The sequence below is a fragment of the Muricomes intestini genome (assembly GCF_004346165.1).
GTDB classification, from domain to species: domain Bacteria; phylum Bacillota; class Clostridia; order Lachnospirales; family Lachnospiraceae; genus Muricomes; species Muricomes intestini.
Genome location: NZ_SLZZ01000005.1, coordinates 35,717 through 51,007 on the forward strand (window position 1 = coordinate 35,717; position 15,291 = coordinate 51,007).

At 45.6% G+C, this 15,291-nt stretch carries 11 protein-coding genes; 8 read left to right on the top strand and 3 right to left on the bottom strand.

Features of this window, described 5'->3' with window-relative positions:
• Nucleotides 1-70 precede the first annotated feature (70 nt).
• Genes uvrC through EDD59_RS04990 form a run of 3 tightly spaced genes read left to right on the top strand, consistent with a single transcriptional unit; the run spans nucleotide 71 to nucleotide 3,867 of the window.
• Nucleotides 71-1,954 carry an excinuclease ABC subunit UvrC gene (uvrC, locus tag EDD59_RS04980; protein WP_132379529.1) on the top strand — a complete coding sequence of 628 codons (1,884 nt, stop codon included), beginning with the start codon at nucleotides 71-73 and terminating at the stop codon, nucleotides 1,952-1,954.
• Nucleotides 1,955-1,968: 14 nt separating this feature from the next.
• Entirely contained in the window at nucleotides 1,969-2,898 is a 930-nt protein-coding gene (gene hprK, locus EDD59_RS04985) for an HPr(Ser) kinase/phosphatase (protein WP_132379531.1), read from the top strand.
• 33 nt (nucleotides 2,899-2,931) lie between these two features.
• Nucleotides 2,932-3,867, top strand: coding sequence for an ROK family glucokinase (locus tag EDD59_RS04990; protein WP_132379532.1), 936 nt, complete (start codon nucleotides 2,932-2,934; stop codon nucleotides 3,865-3,867).
• Between the two features lie 110 nt (nucleotides 3,868-3,977).
• On the opposite strand, the gene EDD59_RS04995 is transcribed toward EDD59_RS04990, so the two are convergent.
• The gene (locus EDD59_RS04995; protein WP_132379533.1) at nucleotides 3,978-6,560 is read right to left on the bottom strand and encodes a PBP1A family penicillin-binding protein; all 2,583 of its coding nucleotides are present in this window, start codon (nucleotides 6,558-6,560) and stop codon (nucleotides 3,978-3,980) included.
• Between the two features lie 204 nt (nucleotides 6,561-6,764).
• Between EDD59_RS04995 and EDD59_RS05000 the strand changes: the two genes are divergently transcribed.
• A complete protein-coding gene (locus tag EDD59_RS05000; protein WP_132379534.1) occupies nucleotides 6,765-7,427 on the top strand; it encodes a YigZ family protein in 663 nt (220 codons plus the stop codon).
• A 95-nt stretch (nucleotides 7,428-7,522) separates the two neighbouring features.
• On the opposite strand, the gene hpf is transcribed toward EDD59_RS05000, so the two are convergent.
• Complete coding sequence (hpf, locus tag EDD59_RS05005) at nucleotides 7,523-8,080, bottom strand: ribosome hibernation-promoting factor, HPF/YfiA family (RefSeq protein WP_132379535.1); 558 nt, start codon at nucleotides 8,078-8,080, stop codon at nucleotides 7,523-7,525.
• Between the two features lie 112 nt (nucleotides 8,081-8,192).
• Nucleotides 8,193-10,019 (bottom strand): translational GTPase TypA, encoded by a 1,827-nt coding sequence (gene typA / locus EDD59_RS05010; protein ID WP_132379536.1) that lies wholly within the window; start codon nucleotides 10,017-10,019, stop codon nucleotides 8,193-8,195.
• A gap of 517 nt (nucleotides 10,020-10,536) precedes the next feature.
• Between typA and EDD59_RS05015 the strand changes: the two genes are divergently transcribed.
• From EDD59_RS05015 to EDD59_RS05030, 4 genes are all read left to right on the top strand, one after another.
• A complete protein-coding gene (locus EDD59_RS05015; RefSeq protein ID WP_132379537.1) occupies nucleotides 10,537-11,166 on the top strand; it encodes a single-stranded DNA-binding protein in 630 nt (209 codons plus the stop codon).
• A 118-nt stretch (nucleotides 11,167-11,284) separates the two neighbouring features.
• A complete protein-coding gene (gene dapA / locus EDD59_RS05020) occupies nucleotides 11,285-12,175 on the top strand; it encodes a 4-hydroxy-tetrahydrodipicolinate synthase (protein WP_132379539.1) in 891 nt (296 codons plus the stop codon).
• 273 nt (nucleotides 12,176-12,448) lie between these two features.
• Nucleotides 12,449-13,207, top strand: a complete 759-nt coding sequence (gene dapB / locus EDD59_RS05025; protein WP_132379541.1) for a 4-hydroxy-tetrahydrodipicolinate reductase — start codon at nucleotides 12,449-12,451, stop codon at nucleotides 13,205-13,207.
• A gap of 23 nt (nucleotides 13,208-13,230) precedes the next feature.
• A complete protein-coding gene (locus tag EDD59_RS05030) occupies nucleotides 13,231-15,183 on the top strand; it encodes a fructose-1,6-bisphosphatase (RefSeq protein ID WP_132379543.1) in 1,953 nt (650 codons plus the stop codon).
• The last annotated feature ends 108 nt before the right edge of the window (nucleotides 15,184-15,291 follow it).

Consider the following 15,291-nt stretch of genomic DNA (forward strand, 5'->3'; position numbering starts at 1 on the left):
ATCCTCCGGGGGGATGCACACTGCCTTTATTAGCGTTGCAATTATTCAGAAGAACATTTATAATACAGACATGGATACTTATAATTTTGACATTCAGGAAGAATTAAAAAAACTCCCCGGAAGACCGGGGGTTTATATTATGCATGATGAGAAGGACAATATCATTTATGTCGGCAAGGCCATCAGCCTGAAGAACAGAGTGCGCCAGTATTTCCAGAGCAGCAGGAACAAGGGGGTTAAGATAGAGCAGATGGTCACTCATATACGGCGGTTTGAGTATATTGTGACGGATTCGGAGCTGGAGGCACTTGTTCTGGAATGCAATCTAATCAAGGAGTACAGGCCCAAGTATAACACCATGCTGATGGATGATAAGGCCTATCCGTTCATTAAGGTAACAGTAAATGAGCCTTTTCCACGTGTGATGCTGGCCAGAAAGATGCAGAAGGATAAAGCAAAGTATTTCGGGCCTTATACGAGCACACAGGCGGTCAGGGATACCATCGATTTGGCGCATAAACTGTACCATATAAGAAACTGCAATCGTAATCTGCCAAGAGACACTGGAAAAGAGCGCCCCTGTCTGAGCTACTACATCAAGCAGTGCGATGCCCCATGTCAGGGATATATTTCTCAGGAAGAATATGGAAAGGCCGTTCAGGAAGTCATTCGTTTTTTGAACGGAAGTTTTGATGACATTTTAAATGATCTGGAGTCCAAAATGATTGAGGCCTCGGAGGCATTGGAGTTTGAAAAGGCCATTGAATACCGAGAGCTTTTGGAGAGTGTGAAGAAAGTTGCACAGAAACAGAAGATTACGGACAGCAGCGGAGACGACAGAGATATCCTTGCAGTGGCCTCTGAGGAGGAGGATGCCGTGGTACAAGTCTTTTTTATCCGGGGAGGGAGACTTATCGGCAGAGATCATTTTTACCTTCGTATCTCAAAAGATGAACCGGCCGATAAGATCCTGGACAGCTTTATTAAACAGTACTATGCAGGTACTCCGTTTATTCCCGGAGAATTAATGCTTCCTCAAGAGTTGGAAGATATGCACCTTCTGGAAGAGTGGCTGAGTACAAAGCGGGGCGGGAAGGTATCCATCAGGGTTCCGAAGAAGGGGTCAAAAGAAAAGCTGGTGGAGCTGGCGGCCGATAATGCAGGCCTTGTACTGAGCAAGGATAAGGAAAGACTAAAGCGGGAGGAAGGCAGGACTATCGGGGCAGTAAAAGAAATCGGGAAGCTTTTAGGGGTGGAAGATATTAGCCGGATGGAGGCTTTTGACATTTCCAATACCAACGGGTTTGAGTCCGTTGGCTCCATGGTAGTGTATGAGAGAGGAAAACCCAAAAGAAATGATTACCGGAAGTTCAGGATTAAAGGAATACAGGGGGCTGATGATTACGGGAGTATGCGGGAAGTGCTTACGAGGAGGTTTACCCACGGGCTGCGCGAGAGGGAGGAGAATAAAGAGCTGGGAAGCTTTACTGTTTTTCCTGACCTGATCCTCATGGATGGGGGGAAGGGGCAGGTGAATGTGGCTCTGCAGGTGCTGGAGGAGCTGCATCTTAATATTCCGGTGTGCGGGATGGTAAAGGACGATTATCACAGAACCAGGGGACTGTATTACCACAATGAAGAGATTCCCATTGACAAGTCCTCCGAAGCCTTCCGGCTGGTCACAAGAATCCAGGATGAGGCCCACCGCTTTGCGATAGAGTATCACAGACAGCTCAGGGGGAAGGGACAGGTACATTCAATTCTGGATGATATTGAGGGAATCGGACCTGCCCGCCGCAAAGCACTGATGCGGCATTATATGAATTTGGATGCTATAAAGTCTGCAACGGTGGAAGAGTTGGCAGCGGTGCCTTCTATGAATGAAAAGTCAGCAAAGGCTGTGCATAATTTTTTTCATGAGCAGAAAAAAGATGCTGCGCCTGAAAAAATGTAGAAAAGGAGAACACAATGGGACGAAGCGTGAAATTACAAAAAATTGTTGAAACCATGGATCTGAAAAACCTGACCCCGGAAGTAGATCTGACCGGCAGAGAGGTTAATATTCCGGACATTAACAGGCCGGCACTGCAGCTGGCAGGTTTTTTTGAACATTTTGATTCTGACAGGGTTCAGATTATCGGATATGTGGAGTACACATATTTGCAGACTCTGCCTGAAGAGAAAAAGAATAAAATGTATAATGAACTTCTGCGCAACAAGGTTCCCTGCATTATATTCAGCAGAGATTTGGAGCCGGAGGAGATGCTTCTGGAAAAAGCCCGGGAATATGAAGTCCCGATTTTTAGTACATCGAAACCAACCTCCTCCTTTATGGGCGAAATTATCCGTTGGCTGAATGTAGAGCTTGCTCCCTGCATATCCATCCATGGTGTGCTTGTGGATGTGTATGGTGTTGGTGTCCTGATTATGGGAGAAAGTGGAATAGGCAAGAGCGAGGCTGCCCTGGAACTGATTAAGAGGGGACATCGTCTGGTGTCCGATGATGTTGTGGAGATAAGAAAAGTAAGTGACGTTACCCTTGTAGGGGCGGCTCCTGATATTACCAGACATTTTATAGAACTTAGGGGAATTGGTATTGTGGATGTGAAGTCTATGTTTGGTGTACAGAGCGTCAGGGAGACACAGAACATTGACCTTGTAATTACCCTTGAGGAATGGGACAGGGATAAACAATATGACCGGCTTGGTCTGGAAGAACAGTATACAGAATTTTTAGGAAATCGTGTGGTATGCCACAGAATTCCGCTTCGGCCGGGGCGTAATCTTGCAATTATTGTTGAGTCTGCAGCCGTAAACCACAGACAGAAGCAGATGGGATACAATGCGGCCCAAGAATTATATAAGCGTGTACAGGATAATCTGAGTAAAAACAAATGATTGCATAAAAGATAAGAGAGCAGGAGAAGCACTATGAGATATTGTTTTGGTGTAGATATCGGCGGAACCACAGTAAAGATGGGGCTGTTTGGAGAATCAGGAGAAATCATTGACAAATGGGAGATTGTAACCCATACGGAAAATAAGGGAGAGGCTATTCTCCCGGATGTTGCGGCATCCATTCTTAATAAAATGAAAGAAAGAGAGCTTTCCGGGGCTGTTGTTCTGGGGATAGGTGTGGGAGTGCCCGCACCTGTCAGTGATGATGGAGTGGTCGACGGGAGCGCTAATCTGGGCTGGGAATATAAGGAGGCAAAAAAGGAACTGGAACATCTCACAGGATTAAAAGCACGATTTGGAAATGATGCAAATGTAGCTGCATTAGGAGAAATGTGGAAAGGCGGAGGTCTTGGGGAGAAAAATATGGTTATGGTGACTCTGGGTACGGGTGTGGGCGGCGGCATCGTTTCAGACGGCCGAATTGTAAACGGCGCCCATGGCGCAGCCGGGGAAATCGGGCACATGCATGTGAATGATGAGGAACCAGAACAGTGTGGCTGCGGGAATTATGGGTGCCTGGAGCAGTACGCTTCTGCAACAGGAATTGTGCGGCTGGCAAAAAGAAAGCTGAAAAAAGACAAAAGAGATACCATGTTGACAAAAGAGACAGTGACTGCCAAGGCGGTGTTTGATGCCGTAAAGGCTGGGGATGCTGTTGCTGTGGAGATAGCAGAGGAGTTTGGTCGCTATCTGGGGCATGCACTTGCAGGTATAGCAGCGGCGGCAGATCCGTCGGTTTTTGTTATTGGAGGCGGTGTATCTAAGGCAGGGAAAGTACTGATTCCTTTCATACAAAAGCCGTATCGAGAGTGGGCTTTCTTTGCTATAAAAGATGTGAAATTCACACTGGCAACTCTTGGGAATGACGCAGGAATTTGCGGCTCGGCTAAAATGATTTTGGGAGAATAGGCTCCTGAGACTGATTACAAGAAATTCCTCGCGAAGGATAAATAAAGAGACAAAGAAGATGCCAGGTTTTCTCATCTTCTTTGTCTCTTTACTTATATCTTACCGTTGGTTTATGGAGCCGGTTCGGTTCCTCCGCTGCCTTCATTGCCACCCGTATTTCCAGGATCAGTACCGCCGCCCTCGTCCGGATTCTCAGTGTCAGTGCCGCCGCCTTCATCCGGCTTTGGATTTTCCGTATCGGTGCCGTCGCCGCTGTCGTCGGGCTTCTCGGTATCAGTATCCTGTTCGTCTTTGGGCTTTTCCTTATTGTCATCATCCGTATTTTTTTCTGCCGGCTTTTCTATCACATGTCCGGGACAACTCTGCGTGGGAGCAGTTCCTTGAGCAAAATATTCTGTTAATGTTGGACAGCTTGAGGTTGCAAGAAGCCCTGTTATGGTACATATTGTTTTCTGCTCTACAGAAGTAGGCATTGTAAAGTCCTTGTATGGAAGATCAGCATGAACTCTGTCCATGATATTTTTCCAAAGAACCTCATGCCATTTCTGGTCTGCATACTCCCAGCCTTCCATCGGCATATTAGAGTCGAATCCTGTCCACACGGAGCAGGTATAGTACGGTGTGTAGGCCGAGAGCCAGAGATCTGTACTTTTCTCTGTGGTACCGGTCTTGCCTGCCGCCGGCATATTGTTAAGCTTTGCCGGGGTACCGGTTCCCTGATTGATAACATCCTCCATTGCACTGGTGAGAAGTGCAGCAGTAGAATCCTTAATCACCTGATGGGTGGCAGGTGAAGTGTTGTCAAGAAGGATATTTCCGTCGCGGTCCAGAACCTTTGTGTAGAGAATAGGCTCCGTGTAAGTGCCTTTGTTTGCAATTGCCGCGTATGCAGCAGTCATTTCCAGGTTATAAACACCCCTCGTGATACCACCCAAGGCTGTAGCTTGAGCTACATCGGTAAAATCAGGATAATTAGGATCATCAAAATTTACCAGTGAAGTAAATCCAAAATTCAACAAAGAGTCATAGCCGGTCTGAAGTCCAATGTCTGTCAGGGTTTTTACCGCACAAATATTCATGGAATGCAATATTGCATAGCGAACGCTTGTGTTGCCGATATATTTGTCATCCCAGTTATTGACAGGTTTGCCATTTGCATAGGCATATGGCTCATCCAGAATCGTGCTGGCCAAGGTATATTTGCCGGAATCCAGCGCGGGGGCATAAGTTGAAACAATCTTGAAACAGGAGCCGGGCTGTCTTGTAGAGTCTGTTGCCCGGTTTAAGGAAAGACTAGTTTTCTTTTCACCTCTGCCGCCTACGATAGCCTTAACCTGTCCTGTGGACTGATCCATTACAACTACAGAAATCTGAGGCTGAGGTGTAATGTCAATATTCTCATTGACAGTGTCTCCCTCGACGATATTCAAGGTACTTTTATATTCAGCAATGGCTTGATTTGCTTCATCAGGTGAATCAAAGACAAGGGGAAATTCTTTTCCCCAGGCACTCTTGATGTATTCTCCAAGCATTTCCTTGCTGTAATTTTCTGAAGTTCCGTCGGCCCGTGTGATTGTAAGTGCATATTCTAACCCATACCGCACAGTGGCAGGGTAATTGGCAGGATTTGCCGCTTCCTCATCACAAATCTTCTGGATGGCTGGATCCTGTGTGGCGGTGATATTAAGGCCGCCGCTGTAGAGAGCATTGTAGGCTTGTGTCTCCGTATAATTCTTGCGCTCACGGAGGTCTCTGATAATCTGCTGTGCCAGCTCATCTATAAAGTAAGAATTAGGTGTATCGGTTGTAGTGTCCTGGGCTGTTGCCTGAATCCGATCATATACGGGGTCAGCCTCCGCCTCGTCATATTCCGCCTGACTGATATATTTTTGTTTCAGCATATTCTTCAGGACTTTATCCCGGCGTTTTTTATTATCATCCGGGTGTGTAACCGGATCGTAATCGGACGGGCTCTGGGTGATTCCTGCTAAAACGGCACACTCAGAAAGTGCTAATTCTGACACATCCTTGCCAAAATATCTCTTTGCGGCTGTCTGTACTCCCAGGCAGTTCTGCCCCAGGTTGATGGTGTTCATATAGGCTTCCACAATTTCTTCCTTGCTCATCTGCTTCTCAATATCCACGGCCAGGTACTGCTCCTGCAGCTTTCTTTCCAGACGGTCATAGAACGTCTTTTCTTCCGTGAAATTGGGGAAGACATTGTTCTTGATTAACTGCTGGGTCAGTGTACTCGCACCTTCTGAAAAGTTTCCGGAAGTCAGTCCAACGACTCCGGCTCTCAAAATGCCCTGCATATCAATACCGTTGTGCTGGTAGAAACGTTCATCTTCGATGGACACGAAAGCATGGGTAAGGTTAATGGGAATCTCATCGTAATTCTTATAGATACGATTAGAGCCCTTCTGCAGAAACTTGTCCAGCATGGTGCCATCCTCTGCATAAACAAAGGAAGTGGCTCCTGAGGGCCTTACATCGGCTGGAGTGACTTTTGGAGTACTGTCGATGATTTTCTTGACAAACAAGCCGGCACCGGCAGCACCGATTACAATTATCAGCAGCAGGCAGATGATGATAGCTTTAAACAGCCGGACTCCCACCCGCTTTTTTTTCATATTTTTCTTTGAAGAGATATCTTTCTTCTTTTTCGTGAGATTTTCTTTTCCGTAGTTCATGAATAATATCCTCCTTTATTCATTCCACCCATTATAACAAATTTACCTGCTTAAATAAAGAAAAAATAGAAAAGTTCACATTTCTTAAAGAATCTTAATAAAGTCTTGCGGTTTTTCAAGGGTTTGGTATATTATTAAGATTGCGGGAGCAGAGAGTGCGCAGCAATCCGTAGGTATCAGGGAGGCAGGAAACGAGGTAGGGCAATGGATTATAAAACAGTATATCAAAGTGGAAGTGCGGAAGTCGTCGAAAAAAGGTCTCGATTTATTGCCGATGTATTTCCTGTATCCTCTGAAGAGGAGGTCCTGGACTGCCTGGAGCATGTAAAAGGGCAATACCGGGATGCAAGGCATCACTGCTGGGCTTGTGTCATTGGGGCAGAGGGAGTACTAGAGCGTTTAAGTGATGACGGGGAGCCAGGAGGAACTGCAGGAAAGCCGATTCTGGAGGTAATCAGAGGGCAGGCTCTGCGCGATGTGCTGATTGTAGTAACCCGTTATTTCGGGGGCACACTGCTTGGCACCGGAGGCCTTGTGAGAGCGTATACAGCTGCAGCCCGTGAAGGCCTTGCACATAGTATAATTATTACCAAAATTCATGGGGCAAAACTGAAAATAGCAATAGAATATACAGAACTTGGAAAGCTGCAGCATTTTTTTGCAGAGAGAGGGCTGGCTTCTGTTGGAATAGAGTACACTGAACAGGTTGAGATGGAAGTTATGGTTCCTTTAAAGGAGGCAGACGGGGTTGCTGCAGAGATTATAGAAGAAACCAATGGAAAGAGTGACATCAGAAAAGACGGAGAGTACTGGTATGCACAGACAGGAACTAAGATAAAGATTTTCGGACAGGTTGTCCAGAAATGAAATCAGAAGTAAGGATATGAAAAGGCAGGTACCTAACCTGAGGGTACCTGCCTCTTTATATCATACTCCATAAAAAGCATGACCCCTACATCATATTAATCGAATTCAGGTTCAATCAATCCGAAGGAGCCGTCTTTTCTCTTGTATACCACATTTACTTCGTCTGTCTCTGCATTGCTGAATACAAAGAAAGAATGTCCCAGCAGCTCCATTTGGATGCATGCATCCTCAGGATACATTGGTTTGATTCCGAAGCGCTTGGTCCGCACGATGCGAATCTCTTCATCGTGCGGATTCTCATCCTCCGACTCAAAGAATTCCTTCTTAAAATTGCTCCCGCCCACAGCTGCCGTCGGATGTCCCTGATTTCTGGCAACCAGTTTATTTTTATACTTGCGAAGCTGACGTTCGATAACTTCCTCTACAAGGTCAATGGATACGTACATATCATTGCTTGTCTGCTCTGAGCGGATAATATTCCCCTTTACGGGGATAGTCACCTCAATCTTTTGTCTTTCCTTTTCTACACTGAGGGTTACGATAATTTCTGTTTCAGGAGTAAAGTACCTTTCGAGTTTTCCCAGTTTGTTTTCAATAGTGTCTTTAAGGCTTGGCGTTACATCAATGTTTTTTCCGCTGATAATAAATTTCATGATGATCAACTCCTTTGTTCATATTATACAGGAAGAATAAATACCTCTGTCTGTATTATGTCCATATTATAGCATGGAAAAGCTTTATTGTATAGAATGAATCAATTTTTCCCTATTTCAGAGAACTTCTCCTTCTCATTCTGGAATCTAGAATTTTTTTGCGGATACGCAGGGATTTAGGTGTAACTTCCAGAAGCTCGTCCGTATCAATGAAGTCCAGAGCTTCCTCCAGGCTTAAAACATGAGGAGTCGTCAGCTTTAAGGCATCGTCGGCACCGGAGGACCGGGTGTTCGTCAGGTGCTTGGTCTTGCACACGTTTAGCTCAATGTCTTCTGTCTTCCCATTTTGTCCGATTACCATGCCGGAATATACTTTTTCTCCCGCACCGATGAATAAGGTACCGCGCTCCTGGGCTGCGTATAATCCGTAAGTGACCGATTCTCCAGTTTCAAAAGAAATCAGGGAGCCCTGCTTGCGGTACTGGATATCCCCTTTATAAGGCGCATACCCGTCAAAGCTGGTGTTCAAGATTCCGTTTCCTTTTGTATCTGTGAGGAATTCTCCTCTGTAGCCGATCAATCCCCGGGCCGGGATGGAGAACTCCAGACGTGTGTAACCACCATTGGAAGTACCCATGTTCTGCAGCTCGCCCTTGCGCCGGCCCAGTTTTTCAATGACACTTCCTGCAAATTCATCAGGTACGTCAATATAAGCTACTTCCATAGGCTCAAGCTTCCGGCCTTTCTTATCTGTCTTATAAAGTACTTCAGCTTTACTTACGGCAAATTCGTAACCCTCACGTCTCATATTTTCAATTAAAACAGAAAGGTGAAGCTCACCGCGGCCGGACACCTTGAAGCTGTCTGTATCCTCTGTTTCTTCCACACGAAGGCTCACATCGGTGTTCAGCTCTCTGAACAGACGGTCACGGATATGGCGGGAGGTGACATACTTTCCTTCCTGGCCTGCGAAAGGACTGTCATTGACGATAAACTGCATGGCGATCGTAGGCTCGGAAATTTTCTGGAAAGGAATGGCCTCTGGGTTCTCCGGTGAGCAGAGGGTATCCCCGATAGAAATATCCGAAATACCAGAGATTGCCACTATTGAACCGACAGATGCTTCTTTGACATCTACTTTGTTCAACCCGTCAAATTCATATAATTTACTGATTTTTACCTTTTCCTGTTTATCAGGGTCATGGTGATTGAGCAGAACCATATCTTGGTTGACAGAGATCGTTCCGTTATCTACTTTTCCCACACCGATACGCCCTACATATTCATTGTAATCTATGGTGCTGATGAGAACCTGTGTTGGCGCTTCAGGGTCACCTTCAGGGGCCGGGATATAATCCAGAATGGTCTCAAACAAGGGCTGCATGTTCTTTTCTTCGTCTGTCAGATCCAGAACTGCAATACCTGCTTTGGCAGAGGCATATACAAAGGGACAGTCCAGCTGTTCGTCGGATGCATCCAGATCCATGAAAAGCTCCAGCACCTCATCGATTACTGCGTCCGGTCTTGCTTCTGGTCTGTCAATCTTATTGATGCACACAATGACCGGTAAGTCCAGCTCCAGTGCCTTGCGGAGTACGAATTTGGTCTGGGGCATGGGACCCTCAAAGGCATCCACCACGAGGATTACACCGTTTACCATCTTTAGTACACGTTCTACTTCACCGCCGAAGTCTGCATGTCCGGGAGTATCAATAATGTTAATTTTTGTTCCTTTGTAAAATACAGCAGTATTCTTGGAAAGAATTGTAATGCCTCTCTCCCTTTCAATATCGTTAGAGTCCATGACACGCTCGGCTACTTCCTGGTTTTGGCGGAATACACCGCTCTGCTTTAAAAGCTCATCTACCAGAGTGGTTTTGCCGTGGTCGACATGGGCAATAATCGCAATATTTCTAACATCTTCACGCTTTGTTTTCATAAATATTCAACACTCTTTCTGCTTATGTTATGTGTATGATACCAGGGTCAAAAGGTTATGCGTTTCATGCTTGCATGAAAAAGCATGACTTTGGGACCCGCAAAACATGAGAAAGTAGCCCGAGCAGGGCGGATTTCGAATGTTTTTAGGATTGCGGGAGCACAAAGTGCGGAGCAATCCGTAGGTATCAGGGGGCAAAATACCTTTTGACCCCTACATCATGTGTATTATTATGTGCTTGCAACTTTTTTATTCTATCACAAAACATTTCATATGGGAAGATATTTCTATTCGGCGTTTAGCCGAAGCGAGGTGCCTAACCAAAACAAAATCGAGCTTGCCCTCCTGAACAGTTACTTTTTCTGACAAAATTGGGGGGATTTTCCACAAAATGTGCATTTTCATTAGAACTTTGTCGAGCGATTATTGTCCCATTTCTGTTCTAATGCATGTACTATATTCATAAACTTAGTATTGACTCAAAAATACCAATCAGAGGAAGGGAGAGCTACAAATCATGTCAGATAAGATTATTGAAAACAATCAGGTAACAATTATGGGGGAAGTGGCTTCCGGTTTTACATACAGCCATGAGGTCTTTGGAGAAGGCTTTTACATGGTGGATGTGCTGGTGAAGAGGCTCAGCAATTCAGAAGACAGGATTCCCCTCATGATTTCAGAGAGACTCATTGATGTGACGCAGGATTATACGGGAGAGTTTATTATGGCTTTGGGGCAGTTCCGTTCTTACAACCGGCATGAAGAGCAGAAGAACAGGTTGGTTTTGTCTGTTTTCGTCCGTGAGGTTGAATTTATTGATGAGGAGTTGGACGGAGCAAAGACAAATAACATTTTGCTGGAAGGGTATATCTGCAAAAAACCCGTATACAGAAAAACGCCGCTGGGAAGAGAAATTGCAGATTTGCTTCTGGCAGTAAACAGGCCGTATGGAAAATCAGACTATATTCCGTGCATTTGCTGGGGCAGGAATGCCAGGTATGCATCAGGATTTGAGGTGGGAGATCATGTGCAAATACTGGGAAGAATACAGAGCAGGGAGTATGTAAAGAAATTATCTGAGATAGAGACTGAAACCCGCACTGCATATGAAGTTTCCGTCAGTAAACTGGAGTGCATGGAAGAGTAAAAAATAGAAAATAAACAGGCGCCATGTCCACAAATGGCGCCCTTTCTTTGCGTTGACATCGGATATAATTAGTGTTAAACTTTGAGAAAAGAGGAGCGTTTAGATTAGGAGGATATATATGTCATTATTTAAGGGAGCCGGAGTGGCGATTATTACGCCGTTTCACGCAGATGGAAGCATAAATTACGATAAGCTGGATGAATTGATTGATTTCCATTGTGAGAATAGCACCGACAGTATTATTATTTGTGGCACGACAGGCGAATCTTCCACATTAACAGAAGAAGAGCACATGGATTGTATCAAGTTTACAATAGAGCATACAAAAAAACGGATTCCGGTGATAGCAGGGACCGGCTCTAATTGTACACGTACTGCTATGGAGATGTCTAAGGAAGCAGCAGAGGCGGGAGCGGACGGTGTGCTTTTGGTCACACCCTACTATAATAAGGCGACACAGGACGGACTTTTTTCACATTACAAGGCTGTGGCGGATGAAGCAAAGATACCGGTTATCTTATACAGTGTGAAGAGCAGGACAGGAATGAATATTGAGCCCGCCACGGTAGCCCGCCTGGTGAACGAGGTGGATAATATTGTGGGGATTAAGGAGGCTTCCGGCGATATTTCACAGATTTCCAGGATCATGCAGATGACAGAGGGCAGGGTAGATTTGTATTCTGGCAATGATGATCAGATTTTACCTCTTCTTGCACTTGGAGCGAAGGGTGTTATTTCTGTTTTATCCAATATTGCCCCCAAGGAAACTCATGATATCTGTGAGAAGTTCTTTGCCGGAGATTTGGAAGGCAGCCGGGCGCTGCAGTTCAAAGTGCTTCCGCTGGTCGAGAAGCTGTTCTGCGAGGTGAATCCGATTCCGGTTAAGAAGGCGATGAATTTGATGGGGATGGAAGTGGGCGGACTGAGAATGCCCCTTACAGAGATGACAGAGAAAAATGCGGCAGGTCTTGCAAGAGCAATGACTGATTTTGGTATAAAACTGGTATAATAGAGTTATTGTTCACTCCTAGCCTATCACTACGCTGATAGGCTAGGCTCGACAACGTAAAACAGTCGGTGAGCCTGCCCCTCGCCGAAGGCGGCTTTAATAATGGGCAGGCGGCGTTACTGTTTGCAGGCTAGCCTGTGAACAGTAACACAATAGACAGAGATGATTGTGAAAGGGATATCATGCGTTGAGTAACAGACTCAGATATGGTATCCTTTTTTCTGCAAATAGTGACAGTTACGAACTTTAAGAAAAAGGTCAGGAGGAACGGACATGGTGAAGGTATTGATTCATGGATGCAATGGAAGGATGGGACAGATGGTAACTGGGCTCATCAGGGAAGACGAGCAGGCAGAGGTTGTCGCCGGAGTGGATACATTTACGGCAACAGAAAATACCTATCCGGTTTTTGAAAATATTCAGTTGTGTGATGTAAAGCCGGACGTAGTGATTGATTTTTCCAATGCAGCTGCGGTGGAGGGACTTCTGGATTACTGCACTGCGAATCAGGTTCCGGTTGTGCTCTGTACAACGGGACTTTCTAAGGAACAGCTGGGAAAGGTTCAGGAGACATCAGGAGAGACTGCGGTGTTGAAGTCGGCCAATATGTCTATGGGGATTAATCTGCTTTTAAAAATGCTGAAGGATGCAGCGAGGATACTGGCACCCGCGGGCTATGATATTGAGTTGGTAGAGCGCCATCATAACCAGAAGTTGGATGCGCCCAGTGGAACAGCCATGGCACTGGCGGATTCTATGAATGATGCCCTGAATCATGAATATACGTATGTATATGACCGAAGCCAGGTGCGAAGAAAACGGGACAAAAAAGAAATGGGTATCTCAGCAGTCCGCGGCGGCACAATTGTGGGGGATCACGAGGTAATCTTTGCGGGACCGGACGAAGTCATAGAGTTTAAGCACACTGCATATTCCAGAAGCGTTTTTGGAAAGGGAGCTGTGGAGGCAGCAAAGTTTTTAGCCGGAAAACCGGCTGGGATGTATGATATGAGTGATGTGATTCAGCTTTAAACGCAGGAAACAAGGGGGAGCTCATGAAAAATTTGGAAACAAGATACCTGAAGCGGCTTTCAGAGTGCTATCCAACCATTGCAGCGGCATCTACAGAGATCATTAATTTGCAGGCTATTTTGAATCTGCCCAAAGGAACGGAGCATTTCCTGACCGATATACACGGGGAATATGAAGCGTTTTCCCATGTACTGAAAAATGGTTCTGGCTCTGTCAGGAGGAAGATTGACGATGTTTTCGGCAATACATTAAGTAAACGGGATAAGCAGTCTCTTGCCACACTGATTTATTATCCGAAGGAAAAGATGGCCCAGGTGAAGAAGGCAGAAACAAACATGGAGGACTGGTACAAGATTAATCTGTACCGTCTGATTGAGGTGAGCAAGCGCTCGGCAAGCAAATATACCAGGTCAAAAGTGAGGAAGGCGCTTCCAAAAGATTTTGCCTATGTAATTGAGGAGCTGATTACAGAAAAGTCCGAGGTAAATGACAAGGAATCTTACTACAATGAGATTATCATGACGATTATCCGGATCGGCCGCGCGGAAGAGTTTATTGAAGCAATATCTGAGTTGATTCAGCGGCTGGTGGTTGACCATTTACATATTGTGGGTGATATTTATGACAGAGGACCGGGTCCCCACATCATTATGGACAAACTGATGACCTATCATTCTCTTGATATTCAGTGGGGAAACCATGATGTTCTCTGGATGGGAGCAGCCGCAGGGCAGAGAGGGTGTATAGCCAATGTAATCCGCATCTGTGCCAGATATGGAAACTTGGATATCCTGGAGGATGGGTATGGAATCAATCTTCTGCCTCTGGCGACATTTTCACTGCGGACTTATGGGGATGACCCCTGCACTTGCTTTGCGTTGAAAGGGCCGGAGAAGCCAAACAAGGCTGAGATGGAGATGGATCTCAGGATGCACAAGGCAATTTCTGTGATTCAGTTTAAGGTGGAAGGACAGATTATTAAGGGGCGGAAGGAATTTGGGTTGGAGGACAGGGCACTTCTGCATCGTATTGATTATGAGAAGGGAACTATTATGCTAGGGAAAAAAGAATATCAACTTCTGGATACAAATTTCCCCACAATAGACCCAAAAGACCCCTATCGGCTGTGTCCGGAGGAAGAAGAGGTAATGGAGCGGCTGGAGCGTGCTTTTATGGGATGTGAGAAGCTTCAGAAGCACATACGGTTCCTGCTCGCCAAAGGAGGGCTGTATAAGGTTTATAATGACAATTTATTATATCACGGATGTGTTCCTCTGAATGAAGATGGCAGCTTTAAGGAGGTTTCTCTATTTGGAGAGACGTTTAAAGGAAAATCTCTGTATGATGCTCTGGAACGATATATACGGAAAGGCTTTTTTGCCTTGGATCCACAGGCGAGAGAGGAAGGCAGAGATATGATGTGGTATATCTGGCTGCACCCCGGCTCTCCTTTGTTTGGCAAGGACAAAATGGCCACTTTTGAGAGATATTTTCTTGCGGAGAAGATGACACATCTGGAGAGAAAGAACCCTTATTATAACCTTCTGGAGGACGAAAAGGTTATGGACAGTATTCTGCGGGAGTTCGGCCTGAGCTCCGAGGAGGCGCATATTGTAAATGGTCATATGCCTGTAAAGCGTAAAGATGGCGAGAGTCCGATTAAGTGTAATGGTAAGGTGCTGGTCATAGACGGCGGCTTTTCCAGGGCATATCAGAAAGAAACAGGAATTGCGGGATATACATTGATTTACAATTCATACGGACTCCTTCTTGTTGCCCATGAGCCCTTTGAATCTACAGAGGCAGCGATTCAGAAGGAAAGTGACATACATTCCGACTATATGGTTGTAAAGCGTGTAGTGAAGCGCCGGCTGGTTGGGGATACAGACGTTGGAAAGGAATTGAAAGGCCAGGTGACGGATCTGGAGCGTTTGCTGGGAGCATACCGAAGCGGAGAGATTAAAGAAAAAATGTAACTGCTCAGAAGGGCAAGCTCGATTCCGCTTCGCTTCATCTCGCTTCGGCTAAACGCCGGATAGAAATATTTACGAACGGCTTTTAGCAAGCAAGCTTGCACAAGCCGT

Excerpts from the sequence above, each read along its gene's own strand:
- EDD59_RS04995 (WP_132379533.1), bottom strand. The coding sequence starts at position 6,560 with ATGAACTACGGAAAAGAAAATCTCACGAAAAAGAAGAAAGATATCTCT.
- uvrC (WP_132379529.1), top strand. The coding sequence starts at position 71 with ATGGATACTTATAATTTTGACATTCAGGAAGAATTAAAAAAACTCCCC.
- EDD59_RS05000 (WP_132379534.1), top strand. The coding sequence starts at position 6,765 with ATGGATTATAAAACAGTATATCAAAGTGGAAGTGCGGAAGTCGTCGAA.
- hpf (WP_132379535.1), bottom strand. The coding sequence starts at position 8,080 with ATGAAATTTATTATCAGCGGAAAAAACATTGATGTAACGCCAAGCCTT.
- EDD59_RS05015 (WP_132379537.1), top strand. The coding sequence starts at position 10,537 with ATGTCAGATAAGATTATTGAAAACAATCAGGTAACAATTATGGGGGAA.
- EDD59_RS05030 (WP_132379543.1), top strand. The coding sequence starts at position 13,231 with ATGAAAAATTTGGAAACAAGATACCTGAAGCGGCTTTCAGAGTGCTAT.
- hprK (WP_132379531.1), top strand. The coding sequence starts at position 1,969 with ATGGGACGAAGCGTGAAATTACAAAAAATTGTTGAAACCATGGATCTG.
- EDD59_RS04990 (WP_132379532.1), top strand. The coding sequence starts at position 2,932 with ATGAGATATTGTTTTGGTGTAGATATCGGCGGAACCACAGTAAAGATG.
- dapA (WP_132379539.1), top strand. The coding sequence starts at position 11,285 with ATGTCATTATTTAAGGGAGCCGGAGTGGCGATTATTACGCCGTTTCAC.
- typA (WP_132379536.1), bottom strand. The coding sequence starts at position 10,019 with ATGAAAACAAAGCGTGAAGATGTTAGAAATATTGCGATTATTGCCCAT.
- dapB (WP_132379541.1), top strand. The coding sequence starts at position 12,449 with ATGGTGAAGGTATTGATTCATGGATGCAATGGAAGGATGGGACAGATG.